The organism is Actinoplanes sp. NPDC051537 (assembly GCF_055586105.1).
The window spans coordinates 267,033-285,514 of record NZ_JBVJIU010000015.1 but is presented as its reverse complement, the minus strand read 5'-3'; the positions used below and the strand labels follow the sequence as shown (position 1 = coordinate 285,514).

The 18,482-nt window shown below is 71.4% G+C and carries 15 protein-coding genes and 1 tRNA gene; 7 read left to right on the top strand and 9 right to left on the bottom strand.

The features are described 5' to 3' along the window. Positions 1-110 precede the first annotated feature (110 nt). Positions 111-3,377, bottom strand: coding sequence for an efflux RND transporter permease subunit (locus tag ACZ6TB_RS33915; protein ID WP_465561488.1), 3,267 nt, complete (start codon positions 3,375-3,377; stop codon positions 111-113). Positions 3,378-3,498: 121 nt separating this feature from the next. Between ACZ6TB_RS33915 and ACZ6TB_RS33910 the strand changes: the two genes are divergently transcribed. Beyond that, the gene (locus ACZ6TB_RS33910) at positions 3,499-3,948 is read left to right on the top strand and encodes a MarR family transcriptional regulator (protein WP_465561486.1); all 450 of its coding nucleotides are present in this window, start codon (positions 3,499-3,501) and stop codon (positions 3,946-3,948) included. Here the strand turns inward: ACZ6TB_RS33910 and thrC are convergent. The 5 genes from thrC to argS all read right to left on the bottom strand — a co-directional run bounded on the left by thrC (position 3,934) and on the right by argS (position 9,801). After that, positions 3,934-4,983, bottom strand: a complete 1,050-nt coding sequence (thrC, locus tag ACZ6TB_RS33905; RefSeq protein WP_465561485.1) for a threonine synthase — start codon at positions 4,981-4,983, stop codon at positions 3,934-3,936. The genes ACZ6TB_RS33910 and thrC overlap by 15 nt on opposite strands. A gap of 76 nt (positions 4,984-5,059) precedes the next feature. After that, positions 5,060-5,431 carry a VOC family protein gene (locus tag ACZ6TB_RS33900; protein ID WP_465561484.1) on the bottom strand — a complete coding sequence of 124 codons (372 nt, stop codon included), beginning with the start codon at positions 5,429-5,431 and terminating at the stop codon, positions 5,060-5,062. Positions 5,432-5,434: 3 nt separating this feature from the next. Beyond that, positions 5,435-6,745, bottom strand: a complete 1,311-nt coding sequence (locus tag ACZ6TB_RS33895) for a homoserine dehydrogenase (protein ID WP_465561482.1) — start codon at positions 6,743-6,745, stop codon at positions 5,435-5,437. Continuing rightward, the gene (gene lysA, locus ACZ6TB_RS33890) at positions 6,742-8,127 is read right to left on the bottom strand and encodes a diaminopimelate decarboxylase (RefSeq protein ID WP_465561480.1); all 1,386 of its coding nucleotides are present in this window, start codon (positions 8,125-8,127) and stop codon (positions 6,742-6,744) included. Before lysA ends, ACZ6TB_RS33895 begins: the two co-directional genes overlap by 4 nt. Positions 8,128-8,130: 3 nt before the next feature. Beyond that, positions 8,131-9,801, bottom strand: coding sequence for an arginine--tRNA ligase (argS, locus tag ACZ6TB_RS33885; protein WP_465561478.1), 1,671 nt, complete (start codon positions 9,799-9,801; stop codon positions 8,131-8,133). A gap of 85 nt (positions 9,802-9,886) precedes the next feature. Between argS and ACZ6TB_RS33880 the strand changes: the two genes are divergently transcribed. The 3 genes from ACZ6TB_RS33880 to ACZ6TB_RS33870 all read left to right on the top strand — a co-directional run bounded on the left by ACZ6TB_RS33880 (position 9,887) and on the right by ACZ6TB_RS33870 (position 11,473). Further along, a complete protein-coding gene (locus ACZ6TB_RS33880) occupies positions 9,887-10,678 on the top strand; it encodes a DUF3105 domain-containing protein (protein ID WP_465561476.1) in 792 nt (263 codons plus the stop codon). After that, positions 10,678-11,349 carry a DUF305 domain-containing protein gene (locus ACZ6TB_RS33875; RefSeq protein WP_465561475.1) on the top strand — a complete coding sequence of 224 codons (672 nt, stop codon included), beginning with the start codon at positions 10,678-10,680 and terminating at the stop codon, positions 11,347-11,349. The genes ACZ6TB_RS33880 and ACZ6TB_RS33875 overlap by 1 nt, the downstream gene beginning before the upstream one ends. A 49-nt stretch (positions 11,350-11,398) precedes the next feature. Continuing rightward, positions 11,399-11,473, top strand: a tRNA-Arg gene (locus ACZ6TB_RS33870). Between the two features lie 175 nt (positions 11,474-11,648). Here ACZ6TB_RS33870 and ACZ6TB_RS33865 read toward each other — a convergent pair. Then, the gene (locus ACZ6TB_RS33865; RefSeq protein WP_465561474.1) at positions 11,649-13,022 is read right to left on the bottom strand and encodes a pyridoxal phosphate-dependent decarboxylase family protein; all 1,374 of its coding nucleotides are present in this window, start codon (positions 13,020-13,022) and stop codon (positions 11,649-11,651) included. Positions 13,023-13,211: 189 nt separating this feature from the next. Here ACZ6TB_RS33865 and ACZ6TB_RS33860 point away from each other — a divergent pair, with 189 nt between their 5' ends. Both ACZ6TB_RS33860 and ACZ6TB_RS33855 read left to right on the top strand, forming a co-directional pair. Further along, positions 13,212-13,973 carry an alpha/beta fold hydrolase gene (locus ACZ6TB_RS33860; protein WP_465561472.1) on the top strand — a complete coding sequence of 254 codons (762 nt, stop codon included), beginning with the start codon at positions 13,212-13,214 and terminating at the stop codon, positions 13,971-13,973. A gap of 63 nt (positions 13,974-14,036) precedes the next feature. Then, the gene (locus ACZ6TB_RS33855; RefSeq protein WP_465561470.1) at positions 14,037-14,348 is read left to right on the top strand and encodes a hypothetical protein; all 312 of its coding nucleotides are present in this window, start codon (positions 14,037-14,039) and stop codon (positions 14,346-14,348) included. Positions 14,349-14,363: 15 nt separating this feature from the next. Here ACZ6TB_RS33855 and ACZ6TB_RS33850 read toward each other — a convergent pair whose 3' ends face one another. Next, on the bottom strand, positions 14,364-15,152 hold the full coding sequence (locus ACZ6TB_RS33850; RefSeq protein WP_465561468.1) for an isocitrate lyase/PEP mutase family protein: 789 nt from the start codon (positions 15,150-15,152) through the stop codon (positions 14,364-14,366). 70 nt (positions 15,153-15,222) lie between these two features. Here ACZ6TB_RS33850 and ACZ6TB_RS33845 point away from each other — a divergent pair, with 70 nt between their 5' ends. After that, a complete protein-coding gene (locus tag ACZ6TB_RS33845) occupies positions 15,223-16,170 on the top strand; it encodes an ArsR/SmtB family transcription factor (RefSeq protein WP_465561467.1) in 948 nt (315 codons plus the stop codon). Here the strand turns inward: ACZ6TB_RS33845 and ACZ6TB_RS33840 are convergent. Further along, positions 16,165-18,369: a serine/threonine-protein kinase gene (locus ACZ6TB_RS33840; RefSeq protein WP_465561465.1), complete on the bottom strand. Its 2,205-nt coding sequence runs from the start codon at positions 18,367-18,369 to the stop codon at positions 16,165-16,167. The genes ACZ6TB_RS33845 and ACZ6TB_RS33840 overlap by 6 nt on opposite strands. Between the last annotated feature and the right edge of the window lie 113 nt (positions 18,370-18,482).

The window sequence follows — 18,482 nt, the reverse complement described above, 5'->3', positions numbered from 1 at the left end:
AAACAGCCCCCCGCTTCCTTTTTCCCACCCCCCCCCCCCCCCCCCCCCCCCCCCCCCCCCCCCCCCCCCCCCCCCCCCCCCCCCCCCCCCCCCCCCCCCCCCCGCTGCGATCACTTCGCTTCGTCCGGGCGCCTCGGCACCTTCAGCACCTCGAACTGGTCGGTGTAGCCGCGCAGCGCGCCGTTCGGCGGGGTGGCCGACTCGTCCCGCTCGTGCGCGCCGCCGCTGCTCTCCGGCGCCACCCCGGCCGGCACGCCGTCCGCGCCCGGCTCGTCGGCCGCGTGCTTGGGCGCCTCCTCGGGCAGGCCCTTGGCCGCCCGCTTCGCCTGCCGCTTGAGCCGCCGCTTCTCCTTGCGGTTCTCCACCATCGTGTAGAGCGTCGGCACCAGCACCAGCGTGAGCAGGGTCGAGCTGACCAGGCCGCCGATGACCACAATGGCCAGTGGCTGCGAGATGAACCCGCCCTCGCCGGTGAGGCCGAGCGCCATCGGCAGCAGCGCGAAGATGGTCGCGATCGCGGTCATCAGGATCGGCCGCAGCCGGTGCCGGCCACCCTCGATCACCGCCTCCTGCACGCCCATGCCCTGCGCCCGGTAATGGTTGATCAGATCCATCAGCACGATCGCGTTGGTGACCACGATGCCGACCAGCATCAACACACCGATCAGCGCCGGTACGCCGAGGGCGGTGCCGGTGACCAGCAGCAGCACGATCGCGCCGGTCGCCGCGAACGGGATCGACACCAGCAGGATCACCGGCTGGATCAGGCTGCGGAACGTCGCCACCATGATGATGAAGACGATCGCGATGGCCGCGAGCACGGCCAGGCCGAGCTGCTTGAACGCGTCCGCCTGGTCCTGGCTGACGCCGCCGAGCGAGTACGTCGCGCCGGCCGGCATGGTGAGCGCGTCCAGCTTCTTCTTCAGGTCGGCGGTGGCAGCGCCGACGTCCGAGCCGGTGACCGTGCCCTTGACCGTGGCGCTGCGGTTGCCGTCGACCCGGGTGACCTGCTCGGGGCCGGACACCTGGTTGACGTCGGCGACCTGGTCGAGCCGGACCACGCCGCGGGACGTGGTGATCGGCATGGCCTTGAGCGCGTTCGGGTCGGCCGGGGCCTCGCCGTAGGAGACGACCACGTTCTCGGACACGCCCCCGACCGTGATCTGGCCGGCCGGCGCGGACCGGAAGGCGCCCGCGACACTCTGGCCGATCTGGGCCTCGGTGACGCCGTACGAGGCGGCCACGTCCCGCTTCACGACCACGTCGAGGCGCGGGACGCTGGCGGCGAGCGTGGTGGACACCTCGGTGACGCCGCTGGTCCCGGTCATCGCCTGCTGCACCTGCTGGGTGGCCTGCTGGAGCACGTCCTGGTCGGCCGCCTGCACGTTCACGGCGAGCTCGCTGCCGCCGAGGCCGGAGCTGTCGCCGCCGACCGTGATCTCGCCGGCCCCGCTCATCGCGTCGAACTGGCCGCGCAGGTCGTCGGTGACCTTCTCGGCGTCGGCGTCCTGCTCGAGCCCGACCTGGAAGCTGGCCGTGCTGGCGCCGGACGCCCCGGCGAACGGGTTGAACTCGCCGTTGCCGACCGTGACCTGGTAGGTCTTCACGTCCTTGTTGTCGGCGAGCACCTGCTCGACCTTCTTGGCCGCGGTGTCGGTGGCGGCCAGGCTGGTGCCGACCGGCAGCTCCTGGGTGATGCTCAGCGAGTCCTGCCCGGACTGGTCGAGGAAGTTGGTCTTCAGCTGGCTGCCGAGACCCAGGGTGAGGATCAGGACGACCAGGCCGATCGCCAGCGTGGTCCAGCGCCGCTTGGTGGCGAACCGGATCACCGGCAGGTACGCGCGCTGGAGCGGGCTGCGCAGCTCCTTCTCCTCGGCCGCGCGGCGGATCGCCTCGCTGCCGGCGTCGCCCTTCGGCGGCCGCAGGAACCAGTACGCCAGGACGGGCACCACGGTCAGCGCCACGAACAGCGACGCCAGCAGCGCCACCGTGACGGTGATGGCGAACGACGAGAAGATCTGCCCGACCAGGCCGCCGACCAGGGCGATCGGCAGGAACACGGCGACCGTCGTGAGCGTCGAGGCGGTGACCGCGCCGGCCACCTCACGGACCGCCGAGACGATGGCGTGACTCTTCTGTTCGCCGTACTCGAGATGTCGCTTGATGTTCTCGAGGACGACGATCGAGTCGTCGACCACCCGCCCGACGGCGATCGTGAGCGCGCCCAGGGTGAGCAGGTTGAGCGTGTAGTCGCCGACCCACAGCGCGATCAGCGCGATCAGCACCGAGAGCGGGATCGAGACGGCGGTGACCAGCGTCGAGCGGACCGACATCAGGAAGATCAGGATGACGATCACGGCCATCACCAGGCCCAGCAGGCCTTCGGTGGTCAGGCTCTTGATCGACCGTTCGACGTACGGCGCCTGGTCGACCACGACCGTGAGCTTCGCGCCCGAGTCCTTCTCGAGGTCGGCCAGCTTGTCGCGGACCTCGCGGGAGATCTGCACCGGGTTGCCGTTGGGCTTCGCGGTGACCTGGACGCCGAGGCTGTCGACCCCGTCGGTACGCGTGTAGGACGTCGCCGTCGGCAGCTTGCTCTCCACGGTGGCGACGTCGCCCAGCTTGACCGGGCCCTTGCTGCCGGTGAGGAAGAGCCCCTTGAGGTCGTCGACCGAGGTGATCGGGTTGCCGACCTGCACGTTGAGCGACTTGTCGCCGTCGGTGACCGAGCCGGCCGGGATCGAGATGCCGTTGGCCTGCAGCACCGTGGCGATCGACTGTGGGCTGACCCCGGCCGCGGTGAGCTTCGGGAGGTCCGGCGTGATCACGACCTGCTTGGATCGGGCGCCGGTGACGGTCGTGTCGCGTACGCCCTCGATGCCGTTCAGCTCGGGCACCACGGTCTGGTTGAGCTTGGCCAGCAGGTCGCTCTCGTCGGCGCCGCCGGAAGCCGCCAGCACGATCGCCGGGATGTCGTCGGTGCTGCCCGCGAAGATCTGCGGTTCGACGTTCTCCGGGAGGGTGGGCTGGATCCGGTTGACCGACGTGGTCAGCTGGTTGACCGCCTGGTCGAGGTCCGTGCCGTAGACGAACAGCACGGTGATCGTGGCCGAGCCCTCGGACGTCGTCGACGTGACGCTCTCGATGCCGTCGACGCCCTTGACCGCGTTCTCGATCGGCTCGGTGATCTGATCCTGAATGATCTCCGGGCTCGCGCCCGGGAGAGTCGCCCCGACGAACGCGGCCGGGAACTCGATCGACGGGAACAGCTGCTGCTTCAGAGATGGGATGGCGAACAGCCCGAAGCCCGTGATCACGATCGCGATCAGGGCCACGAGTCCTCGGTTGGCAAGACTGAGCCGGGTCAGGAATGACATGGGCGCTCCCCCCGTAATAGTTCGGCCTGCATGAATAGTTTGCCTGACGCGAACAAATGGTTTTTCGCCGGGGTGTTTTGATACCGTCCGGCCATCAGCGCGCTACGAAGAAGGGTTGGCGTTGGCCGGGAACGAACAGCTCATCGCGGACATTATGGGCGCCCAGGAGCGGCTCCAGCAGATGTTCGGGTACGACCGGTCAGACCCGCTCTTCTCGTCGCACCTGACGCTGTCGCAGTTCAAGATCCTCATGCTGCTCGCCCGGCACGGCAATGTGTCGGGCGGCGAGCTGGCGCGGCTGCTCGGCGTCGGCCTCGCCGCGCTCAGCGGCATGGTGGATCGGCTCGTGCAACAGGACCTGGTGACGCGCACCGAGGACCTGCACGACCGGCGGGTGCGCCGGATCGGCCTCACGCGTAAGGGCGGCGAGCTCATCGGGAGCATCCTCAACGCCGGTGAGACGAAAATGCGCGCGATCCTCAGCCGGCTCTCAGCGGAAGAGCTCGACGTCGTGTGCCGGGCCAGCCTGCTTCTGGTGAAGGCGGCCGAGCAGGAGTCAGGCCAGGCCTAGCTCGCGGGCCGCGATGAGCACGTCGTTCTGGATCGTGGTCGGGGACGGCGCGGTGGAGATCGCCCACTCCGGGTCCTTGAGGCCGTGCCCGGTGACGGTGCAGACGATGGTGGCGCCGGCCGGCACCTTGCCCGCCTGCGCCTGCTGGATCAGGCCGGCCACGCTGGCCGCGCTGGCGAGCTCGACGAAGACGCCGACCTCGCGGGCGAGCAGCCGGTACGCGGTGAGGATCTCCCGGTCGGTGACGGCCTCGATCAGGCCGCCGGACGCGTCCCGGGCGTCGAGCGCCTTGGTCCAGCTCGCCGGGTTGCCGATGCGGATGGCGGTGGCGATGGTGGACGGCTCGGGGACGACCTTGCCGTTCACGATCGGGGCGGCGCCGGAGGCCTGGAACCCGTACATCTTCGGCAGCTTCGAGGCGTTGCCCGCCTCGCGGTCCTCGAGGTAGCCCATCCAGTACGCGGAGATGTTGCCGGCGTTGCCCACGGGGAGGCAGTGGATGTCGGGGGCGTCGCCGAGCGCCTCGACGATCTCGAAGGAGGCCGTCTTCTGCCCGTGCAGGCGGAAGATGTTGACGGAGTTGACCAGCGAGACCGGGAAGTCCTGGGACAGCTTGGCGGCGAGCGCGAGGCAGTCGTCGAAGTTGCCGTTGACCTGGAGCAGCTTGGCGCCGTGCACGAGCGCCTGGGCCAGCTTGCCGAGCGCGATCTTGCCCTGCGGCACGAGCACCGCGCAGGTCAGGCCCGCACGGGCGGCGTACGCCGCGGCGGATGCGCTGGTGTTGCCGGTGGACGCGCAGATGATCGCCTTGGAGCCGTCCTCGACCGCCTTGGACACGGCCATGGTCATGCCGCGGTCCTTGAACGAGCCGGTCGGGTTGGCCCCCTCGACCTTGAGGTAGACGTCGGCGCCGACCCGCTGGGACAGCACCGGCGCCGGCACGAGCGGCGTGTTGCCCTCGTGCAGCGTGACCACCGGGGTGGCGTCGGTGACCGGAAGGCGGTCCCGATAGCGCTCGATCAATCCCCGATACATGGTCGACTCCTCCGGATTCGGGTGGCGTTCCCAGGTAGGGTGCCTGACGGCACCGAATCTTGGGACCGAAAGTCCACTACTCGGGACGGTGACTGACGGCCTCGACGTTGTTGCCGTCCGGGTCGCGGACGAACGCGCCGTAGTAGTTCTCGTGGTACTCCTCGTGGATCCGCGGCTCGTGCAGCACCTCGGCGCCCTTCGCCACGGCCGCCGCGAAGAACGCGTCGACCTCGTCGCGGCTGCGGGCGGCGAAGGCGATGTGCGACTCGCGGAAGCCGTCGCCCTCGCTGAGCTCGCTGATCCAGAAATCGGCGTGACCGCCGTTGCCGTACCCGATGGCGACCTTGACGTCCATCAGGCGGCTGCCGCCGAGCGGCGCCAGCACGGCGTCGTAGAAGGCCCCGCTCGCGGCCAGATCGGAACACTGGAAACCCACGTGGTCGAGCACGGCTCAGACCCCTCCCTCGACGCGCAGCACGCTGGCGATGGATCGGACGATGTCCAGTTGCGACAGTGAGTCGACGGTAGCCGCCAAATTCGAGTCCGGGGCGCCGTGGGTCACGATGACCAGCTTCGCGTCGGCCTCGCGGCCCGACTGGCGCACGGTCGCGATCGACACCTCGTGCTTGGCGAAGACGCCCGCCACCGCGGCCAGCACGCCCGGCTTGTCGTCGACGTCGAGATTGATGTGGTAACGGGTGACGGCCGCGCCGATCGGGCGGATCGGCAGGTGGGCGTAGTTGCTCTCGCTCGGCGCGCGGAAGCCGGCCAGCCGGTTGCGGGCCGCCGCCACGATGTCGCCGAGCACCGCGCTCGCGGTCGGCGTGCCGCCCGCGCCGCGGCCGTAGAACATCAGCTGACCGGCCGCGTCGGCCTCGACGAAGACGGCGTTGAACGCGTCGCCGACGCCGGCCAGCGGGTGGCTGCGCGGGATCATCGCCGGGTGCACGCGCACGCTGACCGACTCGACGCCGTCGGCGTCCGGGCCGCGCTCGGCGATGCAGAGCAGCTTGATCGTGCAGCCCATCTCCTTGGCGCTGGCCATGTCGCCGGCGGTCACCCCGGTCATGCCCTCGCGGAACACGTCGGCGGCGGTGACCCGGCTGTGGAAGGCCAGCGAGGCGAGGATGGCGGCCTTGGCCGCGGCGTCGAAGCCCTCGACGTCGGCGGTCGGGTCGGCCTCGGCGTAGCCCAGCTCGGTGGCCTCCTCGAGAGCCTCGCTGAAGCCCGCGCCGGAGGAGTCCATCGACGAGAGGATGAAGTTCGTCGTGCCGTTCACGATGCCGGTGACCCGGGTGACCCGGTCGCCGTGCAGGGACTCGCGCAGCGGGCGCAGCAGCGGGATGGCGCCGGCCACCGAGGCCTCGTAGTAGAGGTCGGCCCCGCCGTCCGAGGCGGCGTCGTGCAGCGCCGCGCCGTCCTCGGCGAGCAGCGCCTTGTTCGCCGTGACCACGCTCTTGCCGGCCCGGAGCGCCTCGACCAGCCAGCCGCGGGCCGGCTCGATGCCGCCGACGACCTCGACCACCACGTCGACGTCGTCGCGCTTGACCAGGCCCAGCGCGTCGGTGGTGAACAGGCCGTCGCGGACGGGCAGATCACCGCGCTCGCGCCCGAGCCGCCGCACCGCGATGCCGACGATCTCCAACGGCGCCCCGATCCGGGCCGTCAGGTCCTCGGCCTGCCGGTGCAGCAGGCGGACCACTTCCGAGCCGACGGTGCCGCAGCCCAGCAGGGCGAGGCGCACGGGTTTAACCGGGTTCATCCAACATCCAATGCGAGCAGGTCGTCCTCGGTCTCGCGGCGCACGATCACGCGCGAGACGCCGTCGCGGACCGCCACCACGGGCGGCCGAGGCACGTGGTTGTAGTTGCTGGCCATGCTCCGGCAATAGGCGCCGGTGCCCGGCACGGCGAGAAGATCTCCGGGCTGCACGTCGGCGGGCAGGAATTCATCCTTCACGACGATGTCCCCGCTTTCACAATGCTTTCCCACGACGCGGGCCAGCATCGGCTCGGCGGCGCTGGCCCGGCCGGCCACCGTGGCGGAGTAGGACGCGTCGTACAGGGCCGTGCGGATGTTGTCGCTCATGCCGCCGTCGACGCTCACGTAGGTGCGGATGCCGTCGACGTCCTTGACCGTGCCCACCTCGTAGAGCGTGAAGACGGACGGGCCGACGATCGCGCGGCCGGGCTCGACCGAGAGCCGCGGCTTGCGCAGGTTGGCCGCCTCGCACTCGCCCTCGACGATCTTGTTGATGCGTTTGGCGAGGTCACCGGGCGTGGAGGGGTCGTCCTGCGTGGTGTACGCGATGCCGAAGCCGCCGCCCAGGTCGAGCTCCTCCAGCTCGACGCCGCGGGCGTCGCGGATCTGGGACTGGAGCTCGAGCACCCGGCGGGCCGCGACCTCGAAGCCGCTGGTGTCGAAGATCTGCGAGCCGATGTGCGAGTGCAGGCCCTTGAGGTCGAGCTTGTCCTCGTCGAGGATCCGGACCGCGGCCGCGAAGGCCGCGCCGCCGGCCAGCGAGAAGCCGAACTTCTGGTCCTCGTGGGCGGTCGCGATGAACTCGTGGGTGTGAGCCTCGACACCGACCGTGACCCGCACGAGCACCTTGGGCCTTTTGCCATATTTTTCGGACAAATCCGTTAAGCGGGTTATTTCGTCGAATGAGTCGATGACGATGCGTCCGACGCCCGCCTCCAGTGCCCGCGACAATTCGGACATGGACTTGTTGTTGCCGTGGAAGCCGATCTTCTCCGGGGGAAAGCCGGCCTTCAGTGCCACCGCGAGCTCGCCGCCCGAGCAGACGTCGAGGAACAGACCCTCCTCGGCGATGACCTTCACGACCGCCTTGCACAGGAACGACTTGCCCGCGTAGTAGACGTCGGCGTCGCCGAACGCGGAGGCGAACTCCCGGCAGCGCGACCGCAGGTCGACCTCGTCGAGCAGGTAGGCCGGGGTGCCGTGCTCGGCCGCCAGGTCGGCGACGCTCACGCCGCCGATCTCCAAGGACCCGGCCTCGGTGCGGCTCACGGTGCGGGGCCAGAGCTGCGGCACGAGGGCGTTCACATCCTCGGGCGTACGCAACCAGGCCGGCCCCCGGTAACCGAGGTCGCCGTGCAGCGCCCCGGCCTCATGAGCTCGCATGTCCTACATCCTTTCGGGGGCCGAGACCCCGAGCAGGCCCAAACCGTTCGCAATCACCGTACGGGTGGCGTCGTTGAGCCAGAGCCGGGCCCGGTGCCCGTCGGTGATCGTCTCCTCGCCCTTCGGCACCACCCGGGACTCGGGCTCGTCGTACCACCGGTGGTACGCGCCGGCGATCTTCTCGAGCAGGCGCGCGATGTGGTGCGGCTCGCGCAGCTCGGCCGAGCGGATGATCGTGTCCGGGTACTCCCCGAGGGCCTTGAGCAGGTCGTTCGCCCGATCGCTGGAGAGCAGCTCGGGCTGGAACCCGGCCGGCTCGCCCCGGGTCAGTCCGGCGTCGGCCGCGGTGCGCGCGATGCTGGCCGTCCGCGCCGCGACGTACTGCACGTAGTAGACCGGGTTCTCCCGGGTGGCGCTGGTCCAGAGCTCGACGTCGAGGTCGATCGGCGAGTCGGACGAGTAGCGGGCGAGCGCGTACCGCGTGGCGTCCACGCCGAGCGCGTCGACGAAGTCCTCCAGGGTCACCACCGTGCCGGCGCGCTTGCTCATCCGTACGGGCTCACCGTCGCGCACCAGATTGACCAGCTGGCCGATCAGGATCTCGAGGTTCTTCTCCGGGTCGTCGCCGAAGCAGGCGGCCATCGCCTTCATCCGCCCGATGTAGCCGTGGTGGTCGGCGCCCAGCATGATCACGACGCGGTCGAAGCCGCGCTTGCGCTTGTCGAGGTAGTACGCGCAGTCGGCCGCGAAGTAGGTCCAGGCGCCGTCCGACTTGCGGAGAACCCGGTCCTTGTCGTCGCCGAACTCGGTCGTGCGCAGCCAGGTCGCCCCGTCGGCGGAGAAGATGTGCCCCTGCTCGCGGAGCCGGTCGAGCGCCTCCTGGAGCTCGCCCCGGTCGTGCAGGTCCTTCTCGTTGAAGTAGGTGTCGAAGCGAACGCCGAACTCGGTCAGCGACTGCTTGATCTCGGCGAACATCAGCGCGACGCCGACCCGGCGGAACGTCTCGAGCGCCTCGGCCTCGCCCAGCTCGAGCACGTCGGGCGCCTCGGCGCGGACGGCCGTGGCGATCTCGGCGATGTAGTCGCCGCCGTAACCGTCCTCGGGGGCGGGCTCGCCCTTCGCGCTCGCGTAGAGGGAGTTCGCGAAGCGGTCGATCTGGGAGCCGGCGTCGTTGAAGTAGTACTCGGTGCCGACCTCGGCCCCCGCCGCCCGCAGCAGGCGGGACAGCGCGTCGCCGACCGCGGCCCAGCGGACGCCGCCGATGTGCACCGGCCCGGTCGGGTTGGCCGAGACGAACTCGAGGTTGATCCGCTCGCCGCTCAGCGTGTCGGTATGTCCGTATTTCTCGCCCGCGAGCACGATGTCGCGGGCCAGCACGCCGGCCGCGGCCGCGTCGAGCCGAATGTTCAGGAAGCCCGGGCCGGCGATCTCCACCGACTTGACGCCCGGCTGCCGGCCGAGCTCCTCGGCGAGCGCGGCGGCCAGCTCGCGCGGCGCCACTCCGGCCTTTTTGCCCAGCTGCAGGGCTAGCGTGGAGGCATAGTCGCCGTGCTCGGGGTTGCGCGGTCGCTCCACCGTCGTCGTCCCGGGCAGCATGGCGACATCGAGCCCGCGGGTCTCGAACACGGCACGAGCGGCTGAGAGAACGGTGGCAGCAAGGTTGGCGGGAGTCACCCAGCCATGCTATCGGGGGTAGACTTTCGCACTCGGCGGCCACCCGAGCCCCGCCCTTCCGCTTCTTACGAATCGACGAGGCACGATGAGCATGAGTACGCCGGGCCCCGAGCGGGTCCCGTCCACCGTCAAGGTCGGAAAGACATCCGGCCAGGGCAAGCCGCCCGCGTCCAAGTCCGGCGCGAAGAAAGCCACTCCCGGCGCGAAGAAGGCCACTCCCGGCGGTAAGGGCCGCAAGCCCGTCACGCCGGTCAAGGTCGCCGGCAGCCGCAGCTGGGGCCCGATGGTGATGATCGGCGCGGTCGTCGCGTTCTTCGTCGCGGTGGTTGTCATCGGCGTCGTCTACGTCGTCAAGGGCTCCCGCAGCTGGGAGGACAAGGTCGCCGACATCAAGGGCGTGGTCAACTACCGCGCCCAGAAGAACCCGGCGCTCGAGGCCCGCGACCACAAGGACGGCACGCTCACCTACGTGACCAACCCGCCGGTCGGCGGCGCGCACAACCCGACCTGGCAGAACTGCATGGGTGACGTGTACGCCGCGCCGATCGCCAACGAGCACGCCGTGCACAGTCTCGAGCACGGGGCGGTCTGGGTGACGTACAAGCAGGGCCTGCCCGCCGACCAGGTGGCCGTCCTGGCCAAGAAGGTCCAGGGCAAGGACTACATGCTCATGTCGCCGTACGCGAACCTCGACAAGAACGTCTCGGTCCAGGTCTGGGGCTACCAGCTCAAGGTCGACGACGTGAACGACAGCCGGATTGACGCGTTCATCAAGGACGCGCGACTGGTCGCCTCGATGGAGCCCGGCGCCGCCTGCTCCAGCGGCAACACGACGACCGGCCCGGTCACCGCGGCCGCGACCGGCACGGGCGGCTGATGACCGTCACCACCGACTCGGGCGCGGCGGCTCCGGCCGCCGCCCCGGTCAACGGCGCACCCGGCCGCCGCGGCGGCCGGGCCTGGTTCCTGGTGGCCGCCGCGCTGGTGGTCGGACTCCTGCTCGGCGGCGCGCTCGGCGTGCTGGTGCCGCGCCTGTCCACCCCCGGCGACGACTCGGTCGAGGCCGGCTTCCTGCGTGACATGTCGACCCACCACGCCCAGGCCGTGGAGATGTCGATGATCGCCCACGCCAACTCGGCGAACCCCGAGATCGTCACCCTGGCCGGCGACATCGCATTGACCCAGCACGGCCAGATCGGCTACATGCAGGCCTGGCTGCGCGACTGGAACCTCAGCCCGACCGGCTCCCAGGAGCCGATGGCCTGGATGCCCGACTCGGCCGGCTCGGTGGTCAACGGCCTGATGCCCGGCATGGCGACCCCCGAGCAGATGGCCACGCTGCGCAAGGCGACCGGCAAAGACCTGGACGTGCAGTACCTGACGCTCATGCGCCAGCACCACCTGGGCGGCATCCACATGGCCCAGGAGGCTATAAACCTGAGCGACAACAAGGACGTCGACTGGCTGGCCGGCACGATGGTCACCGCCCAGCAGGGCGAGATCACCCTGATCGACAACCTGCTCAAGAAGATCCAGGGGACGTCTTAACCCGGTTGGCAGCGGTTCCTGGGGGCCTGCTAGGCTCTGGAACCACTGAGCCCCCGTAGCTCAGGGGATAGAGCGTCGCCCTCCGGAGGCGAAAGCGCAGGTTCGAATCCTGCCGGGGGCACCATTTCGGGGTATCTATGTGCGCGGAATGCTCGCACTGGGAAATGGTGCTATTCCAGCTCCGGGGCCGAGCCCCGGACCCCACGTGCTCTCGGCGCCCCGGACCCCACGTGCTCTCGGCGCCCCGGACCCCACGTGCTCTCGGCTTCGCCTTCGAGGGATCGTGCGTGGTCGCGCCTTCAGATAATGCGCCGGGTCTGTGGTGGGCGGCTGGCCAACTGCTCGACTCGCTCGTGCAGGTGGTCTACGTAGGGCTCCGACTCGGGCTTCATCAAGACGCTGCGCAAGATGCGGGCGCCGTCGGCGTCGGCGGTTACGTCCGGGTGGCGGCGGGTCAGGCGGGCGGCGTCCATGCGCAAGGTGCTCAGGAAGACGGGATCCTGCGGGTCGGTCATGCCCTCGTGGAGAATTCGGGCACTGGCCTCGTCGATCGCCGCGAGGGAATCCCGGGCCGGGAAGTAGGCGACTATGTCCAGCGACGGCGGCTGGTAGAGGCGTAGGTGGTCGGAGGCCTCGATCAGGTCGGCCCAGCGCAACGCGGCGCGGCGGCCCGCCGCCAGCACCTCGCCCAGGCCCGAGCGGGTGGGCGGCAGCAGCTGGAAGGTCAGCCACAGGGCGGCCGCGGCGGCGCCGGCCCGGGAGCACTCCAGGCTTATCTCGCCCAGGTGCAGCTCGTCCGAGGTGAAGTACGTGTACGGCGAGTCGTGCAGGTAGAAACGCCCCACCGACGGGTCTCGGAACAGGACGGCGCCGCAGCCGTACGGCTGGAGGCCGTGCTTGTGCGGGTCCACGACGATCGAGTCGGCCTGGCCGACGGCCCGCCACGGGGCGGCGGGAATGCCGAGGGTGCCGGCCAGCAGGGTGAAGAAACCACCGTAGGCGGCGTCGACGTGAATGCGGACGTCATAGAGGTCGCGTAGCGCGAGCGCCGCGTCGATCGGCTCGATGGCGCCGAGGCCGGTGGTGCCGGCGGTCAGGACGACCGTGCCGATCTCGCCGCCGCGCAGCAGGTCCTCGAGGGCGTCGAGGTCCATGCGGCCCAGGTCGTCGACCGGGACCGCGTGCCCGGGAATGCCCAGCAGCCGGCACATCCGGCCGTGCGTGTAGTGCGCCTCGGTGCTGTACGCGATGCCCCGGCCCGGATGCAGCTCGCGGGCCACGAACAGGGCCTCGAGGTTGGCGATCGTGCCGCTGGTGGTCAGGTGCCCGAGGTGCGTCCCGTAGCCGAACATCGTGGCCAGCTGCTCGACCACCTCGCGCTCCATCGCCGCGGTGGCGGGACCGCCGTCGAGGGCGTGGTTGTTGGGGTTGATCAGCATCGCCGCGACGTAGCCGGCCACGGCGGCGGGATGTGGCGGCTTGAGCATCTGGCCCGCATACCGCGGATGGAAGAACGGGTAGTTGTCGGTCAGCCGGGCGGTGAGCTGCTCGAAGGCGGCCGCGAACCGGGCATCGTCGACGGCCAGGGCCGGATGCGCGTCGTACGGGCCGAAGGCCTCGGCCCATGACGCGTGGGACGAGACCGCGGCGGCCAGCCACTCAGCCAGATCCATCTCGTGAATAAACACGCGGCGCCGCGTGGCGTCAACGATCGAATTTCAGCCGAGAGTTTCGGAAAGTCACCGATACTTGGCACAATGAGGGTCGCTCGGGCGGCGAGGCAGTGGGTGGCCGCGCCGCCCGAGCCGCTTTCTCCCAGGTGGCCGTTGCCGCGGCGGCTCCCGACCGGCAGCGTCGAACCCATGCCGCTACCGATCCTGCTCGTCCACGGCCACCCTTTCGACCACACCCTCTGGGACCCGCAGGCCTCGGCCCTGCGCGAGGCCGGCTACGAGGTGATCACGCCCGATCTGCGGGGGTACGGCCGGGAGCCGGCCCCGGTGGGCGAGGTGACCCTGCTGTCCGACTTCGCCGCCGACCTGCTCGCCGAGCTCGACCGCCGGGGCGTGGGCGAGGTCGTGGTCGGCGGGGTGTCGATGGGCGGGCAGATCGCCATGGACTTCCACCTGCGCTACCCCGACCGCGTCGCCGGGCTGGTGCTCGCCGACACCTCCCCGGTGGGCGAGACGCCGGAGGGGCACGCCTACCGCAACGCGCTCGCCGACCGGCTGCTGGCCGAGGGCATGGTGGGCTACGCGACCGAGTCGCTGGACAAGATGATCCTGCCGCGGCACGTGAGCGGGATGCCCGAGGTGGCCGGCCACGTCAAGCGGATGATGCTCGCCACCGATCCCCGGGGCGCGGCCGCGGCGCTGCGTGGTCGCGCCGAGCGTCCCGATTACCAGCAATCTCTTGCGGACGTACGGGTTCCGACCCTGATCCTGGTCGGCGACGGCGACGTCTTCACGCCCGTCGCCGAGGCCGAGCTGATCGAGAAGCTGGTCCCCGGCAGCGAGCTGGTCGTCGTCGAGAGCGCCGGCCACCTGCCCGGGCTCGAGCGCCCGGCCGAGTTCAACGCGGCCCTGCTGCGCTTCCTCGGCTCGCACTTTCCGGTCGAGGCGTGATCGACGTCATCGTGGTAGATCTGGGCGGCACGGGTAATGCTGAGGCCCGGAAGGGAGCCCGACATGGCTGACGACGATCTCACCACCGAGGCGGCCGAGGGTCAGCGCGACCGCCGGTTCCACGGTGGCACGCCGGCACACCTCGACGACGACGAGCTGGCCCGCCGCACGGCGGCCGAGCGCGCCGACGCCGGAGTGTCCGACTACGACCCGAACGACGTGCCGCCGGCCACCGACGACCCGGTGCCGTTCGACCCCGCCTTCGACGGGGACGAGCAGGACATCGAGAGCGTCACCGCGCGCCAGGAGGCGGAGGGCGAGACGACGCCGCTGAGCGCCGACAACCCGTTCCCGCCCACCCGGTACGCGGAGTAGCGACCCGGGGCGGGCCTAGTTCCCGCCCCGGATCAACCCGTTCAGCTCGCCGTAGTCGATGGCCTTGGCGATCGACGTGTACGTGCCCGTGGTGAGCGCCTCCTCGACGGCCCGGCGCATCACCGCGTACGCCGCCTCGGCCACCCCCGAGCCCAGGCTCACCCGGGCCACGCCGAGCTTCGCCAGCTCCGCCACCGTCGGCGCGCCCGGCCAGACCAGGATGTTCACCGGCGCCGCGATCTTCGCGACCAACGCGCCGACCACCTCGGGGTCGATCGCGCCCGGCACGAAGATGCCGTCGGCCCCGGCCGCCACGTAGGCGTCGGCCCGCGCCACCGTGTCGGCGAAGTCGCCGCCGGCGCGCAGGAAGGTGTCGATCCGGGCGTTGATGAACAGGTCCTCGGGCGGCGCCGCGGCGCGGGCCGCCTCGATCCGGGCCACCATCTCGCCGACCGGCCGCACCGAGTCCTCGAGGTTCACGCCGGCCGCGCCCGCGGCCACCACGCCGCGGATCGTCTCGGCCACGCCGGCCGGATCGTCGCCGAAGCCCGACTCGATGTCGGCGGTCACCGGCACGGAGACGGCGGCCACCACCCGGCGGACGGCGGCCACGGCCGCGTCCCGGTCGAGGGCGTCGCCGTCCGGAGCGCCGAGGCTCCACGCGACGCCGGCGCTGGTGGTGGCGACCACCGGGGCGCCGGCCGCTTCGGCGATGCGTGCGCTGGCCGCGTCCCAGGCGTTGGCGAGCACCAGCGGGCGGCCGGGGACGTGCAGGGATCGGAGAAGAGCTGCTTGTTCGGTCACCGCCACAGTCTTCGCTTCCGGCGGCCCGCGGCCTAGAGTTTCAGCGGCAGCTAAATCCACGGGAGTTTCCTTGGCCACGATCGGCCTGTCGGCGGCGGCCGCGACCCGCATCCGCCTCGCCGTGTCCTGCCTCTGGGAGGTGCTGGCGAGCGTCCGCATCCTGCGCGACCCCGGGGTCCCGGCCGTGCACCGGCGCTGGGCCGATCGGGCGCGGGCCGGGGTCGACGAGAACGGCCTGCTCTGGCGCCTGGTCGCGCCGAGCGGGGGCTACACGCCCGACTTCCTGACGCCGCCGCCCGCCGGGCTCGACGCCGACCTGTCCCGCGAGCTGTCCGGGCTCCGCGCCACCCCGCCGGCCGTCGTGCGCGCGCAGCTCGACCTGGCCGGCTCTTCGGCGCCGGACCTCTATGACGACCCCGCCGCCGGACTAGCGCTGCTTGCCGACGAGATCGAGGCGTACTGGGCGGTGGCGATCGCGCCCGACTGGCCGCGGATGCGTGCCCTGCTCGGCGCCGAGGTGCAGCGCCGAGCCCGGCGCCTGGCCGAGAACGGCAGCGCCGCCATCCTCGACGATCTGCATCCCGCCGTGACGTGGCGGTCCGGCCGGCTCGTCGTCGACCAGCCGCACTGCTGCGCCCCCGACGTGCCGGACGGCGCCGGCCTGGTGCTGATCCCGTCGGTCTTCGTCTGGCCGTCGGTGCTGACCGTGACGGACGGCGAGGTGCCGCAGCTGGCCTATCCGGCGCGCGGCGTGGCCACCCTGTGGGAGCGCGCGTCCCGCGAGCCGGACGCGCTGACCGCGCTGCTCGGGCGCGGCCGGGCCCGGCTGCTCACCGAGATGAGCACGCCGCTCTCGACGACCGAGCTGTCCCGCCGCACCGGCCTCACCCCCGGCGGCGTCTCGCAACACCTCACGACGCTGCGGGCGGCCGGGCTCGTGGTCACCCACCGGCAGGGGCGGGCGCTGCTCAACACCCGTACGGCGGTGGCCGACGCGCTGCTCGCGGCCGCGTCATAGCGGCAGCACGACGGGCGTCGGCTGACCGGCCACGCAGGTGACGCTCATCCGGTAGCGGTTCTTGCCGTTGGCGAAGACCGCCACCGGGGCCAGCGCCGGGCCCGGTTCGACCTTCTCCACCGAGTAGCCGGGCTTGGCGCCCCAGGAGGTCAGCGTCGCCTTGCCGTTCCCGCACTGGGCGTAGACGAAGCCGCCGGGCGAGTCGAGCCGCTTGCCCTCGGGCGCCGCCGAGCCGGACGACGACGGGCTGGGCGAGCCGTCGCCGGCGCTCGGCGATCCGGACGCCGCCGGCCCACCGGTGCTGATCGAGGCGATCGGCTCGCTGCCGGCCACCGGCGGTCGCACCGGCTGGCCCGTGGTCGCCGGTTGCGTGCCGGCGCCGCCGCTGGTCACCGTGGGAACGCCGAGCCCGCTGCTCACCGTGGGCGCGGCCGTCTGGGTAACCGCGACCTCGGGCCGGGAACCGTCCACCCCGGAGTGCCCGCCGAGCGCGAGGCCGACGAGGGCCGCGATCACGATGGCGAAGATGGCCCCGGCGAGCAGCACCCGTCCCCGCTCGGCAAAGAGCTTTTCCCACCGATCCCGTACGCCGTGATCGCCGCCCTCCGCGGCCTCGAACCAGCCCGCCCCCGTGACCGTCTCGGTGGCCGGTCCCCGCCGGCGGTTGGCCGCGCCCCGCGGCCCTTTGCCGCCCCCGTGGCCCGCGTTGCGCCGGACCCCGCTCCGAACCGGCACGCCCGGCTGCGCCTCGCCCCCGCCCTTGCTCTGCTCACCTATACGCGCGGCAGTGCCCTTGCTCTGCTCACCTATATGCGCGGCGGAACCCTTGCTCTGCTCACCTATACGCGCAGCAGTGCCCTTGCTCTGCTCACCCATACGCGCGGCAGTGCCCTTGCTCTGCTCACCTATACGCGCGGCGGGGCCCGTCGCGCCGGAGCCGAGGGGCCCGAGCGCGCTCACCCCGCCGGCCTGCGCGAGACCGCCGCGGCCGCCGATCGCGGGCCCGGCGTTGGCGGCCCGTTCCGCATCCACGTCCGGCCTCACGTTGACGGGCCGCCGCCCGCTACGGGCCGCGCCAGCACCACGGGCCGCGCCACCACCGGCCGCGCCACCACCGGCCGCGCCACCACCGGCCGCGCCACCACCGGCCGCGCCACCACCGGCCGCGCCACCACCGGCCGCGCCACCACCACCGCCCGCGCCGCCATCGGCCGCGCCACCACCACCGCCCGCACCACCACCGCCCGCCGCGCGGCCCTCCGCGCCCGCTCGATCGGCGCTCGACCAAACCGACGTCTCCTCGTCGAGCGCGTCGCCCGAGCCGTCGGCGGGCTTCGGGATGCGAGCGTAGGGGTCGCGGGCTTCACCGCGTACGGGATCGGGAAATTGTGCGGCCTCCGCCGCATCGCCCAGGATGGCCGACACCTCGGCCGCGCTCGGCCGCGCCGCCGGATCCTTGCGCAGGCACCGGTCGATCAGCTCGACCACCGCGCGCGGCACGCCCGGCTGCTCGGGAAGCGGCGCCGGATCCTGGTAGACGTGGGCGCGCAACATCTGCGTCGTGCTCTCCACCGACCAGGGCGACTCGTCGGCCAGCAGCCGGAAGAGCAGCACACCCAGCGCGTAGACGTCCGACGCGGGCACGATCAGGTCGCCGGTGAGCCGCTCGGGTGCGAGATAGGCGGGCGTGCCGACCAGCATCTCCTCGGGCGACGCCGGGCCGGCCGCCGCCGCGATGCCGAAGTCCACCACCTTGGCCCCGGCCGGCGTGACCATGATGTTGGCCATCTTGATGTCGCGATGCACCAGGCCGTGCTCGTGGGCGGCGGCCAGCGCGGCCGCCACCTCGCCGCAGATGCGGAAGACCGTGCGCGGCGGCACCTTGCCGCCCGACACCCGCTGTTGCAGGGTCGGGCCGTTCACCAGCTCCATCACCACGTACGGCGTGCCGGTCCCGGCCGCCTCGCCGTAGTCGTAGACCTGGCAGATGTTGGGATGGGACAGGGTCGCCGCGGCGCGCGCCTCGTCGCGGATGCGGGCACGCGACTGCGGATCATCGGAGTAGCGTCCGGCGAGAAGCTTGACCGCGACCGGACGCCCGAGCACCTCGTCCCGGGCGCGCCACACCACGGCCATGCCACCACTGCCCAGTTCATCGAGCAATTTGTAGCGGCCGCCGATCGTTTGCCGAACCTCCACCGCAGCAGTGTGCCCGTCCGAACGGAAAAGCGCACATCCGTCACCACTCGAATGCCATTCACATTTCATTTCCGGCGGGGCCCGGCATACCTTTCCAAGAATTGATCAAGGGG